Below are 2,006 nucleotides of genomic sequence, written 5' to 3' on the forward strand. Positions count from 1 at the left end.
AAGCAAGGAAGCAATAAAAAAAGCCGAGATCCATCCTTCAGGACGGGAAACAAAGGATGAGAGAAAGGCAGAGAGAGACAGACGCCAATGAAGAGGCCGCGAGGAGCAGAAGAGAACCGGGCGAAGCAAGCGCGTGGGACAGGAAATCTTTACGCAGCGGTCACCTGGTTCACCCCCACATACGCAGCGAGAGCAACAGGAAGCCCATAGATTGTAATCTCAACTGGAGGAGCGGAAGCAGAGCGGGCATTGCGAGCCAGGCGTTGCTGCCACGAGAGCCGCCAATGGGCACGCTCGGCTCGGGTTTGCACCGTATTATGGCTGGCGCAGAGATCTTCTTCTTGAAGATCACGAACGGTCAGCTCGACGGTTTGTGTGCGCAGCAAACGAATCCAGCTCCGACGAAGCTGACAGCGTGGCCAGTCTCCCCAAAGAACAGGGTGAAGCGTGGCGGCGGAAGGAAGAAGAGGTATTCTTTCGTGCTCAATGGGAACCTCGCCACGTGGTGCAGGGGACGGCACCGGAGCAGATGGAGAGGCGTCAATGGGCCTGAGAACGGCGCTGACTTGTCGTGGCTTCCGCGTCGTCGTGGATTCCAGACACTGTGCGCGAAGAGGGCAGGGACGGCAATGGGTGATCCGAGCTCCGTAGACGATACGGAGAGAACCATGGCGCTCAGGCCTGCGCTCGTGTACCGTGAGGGGATGGCCCGCCGGGCAGCGCAGGGTGCCATCGGGTTGCGGCACAAAATCGGAGCCAGCAAACCCTTTGGTGAACGATCGGCGCGCCCAGTGGGGAGGGCCATAGTGAACCGATGCGTTGGCAGGAACTGCTGGCGGCTCCCCAGGGGGTTCATGAGGGACCGGCTCCCCAGGGGGTTGGCTGGGAGGAGTTGATGGCGGCTCTACGGCTGGAGCAAATTCGGTCAAACGCAGAGCAGAAGCCGAGAGATGTTGCCCCAAATCCAGGCGTAGGTTCCAGAGCCATTGGTTCAAGACCTGCCAAAATTCCTGACCGCAGGCGGAGTGAGAACACCACCGATCGGTTGACTGTTCTTGGTCTTCATCGGAGAGAACGGTCTCAAATGACCCTCGATGGAGATAGAGATCCAGCACATCAGTGCAGGTGAAAGCCGCCTGGGGAGCGGTGGTGAGAAACAGTTCATACACGGTTCCATCGCGCAGAACACCAATGGGTGGTTTGGCGATGGAGGTGGCGGGATGGGTCGCCACGATCAAGCGAACCGGTGGCCCCGAGGGACAGAGCGTGAGCGAGGGACAATCAAAGAGAGCTCGCTGTGCCCCACTCTCCGGATGCGTCGTTTGGGCGTCTGGCGGTTGCCTGAGACGGGCCGCCACGGCAGGCAGATCCAGCAAGCCGTATGCTTTGCTGCGCACGATGACGCCCAGCCCAGATGAAAGGAGGGGAGCGAGCACCGCCATCGTGCCGTACAAGCCGTCCAGACGAATCAGGATGTGATCCAGGGGCAGACAGAGCCAACCGGCATAGCTGATGATGGTTTCACACGCACGTGTCAATTCAGCTTGATACGCCCCATTGCCGGCTCCGGAGAAGGTGCCCAGCCACTGATGGGAGTGCGCTTGCAGCACAGTGGTTCGGCTGCGTGCCACCTCACCACGTTTGCGCCCAAGGTAGCCAGGAGCACAGACCCGCTCAAAGCGTCGATGTGCCGCAGGAAGCTCGCGACGTGAGGGGAGCGCCCGTTGTCTGGCAGCTTGTTTGGTACCATCGACATCCGCCACAAGCCAGTGGTGACCCTGCCGATCCCACAAGCCACCAGAGGGAAAGGGCTGGGCCGTTCGCCTGATCAGATCATCGAGAAAGAGTGAACGCAACGCTTCGACGGTGGGTTGATCCAACGCAGCAAGATATCGACTCAAGGTGGAGCGATGGGGCAGCTTGCTGCGACCAAAGAGGGCCATAAAGGCCGATGCAAACGGCAGCAGCCGCTCGTAAAACGCGAGTAGGGTGGGTTCTGCACTCAC

At 60.0% G+C, this 2,006-nt stretch carries 1 protein-coding gene; it reads right to left on the reverse strand.

From position 1 onward, the window contains the following. Window positions 1-149: 149 nt before the first annotated feature. Window positions 150-2,006 (reverse strand): hypothetical protein (locus F1593_RS29175; protein WP_216369023.1); only part of this gene is annotated, 1,857 nt, incomplete at its 5' end.

It is taken from the genome of Dictyobacter arantiisoli, from assembly GCF_008326305.1.
Classification (GTDB): domain Bacteria; phylum Chloroflexota; class Ktedonobacteria; order Ktedonobacterales; family Ktedonobacteraceae; genus Dictyobacter; species Dictyobacter arantiisoli.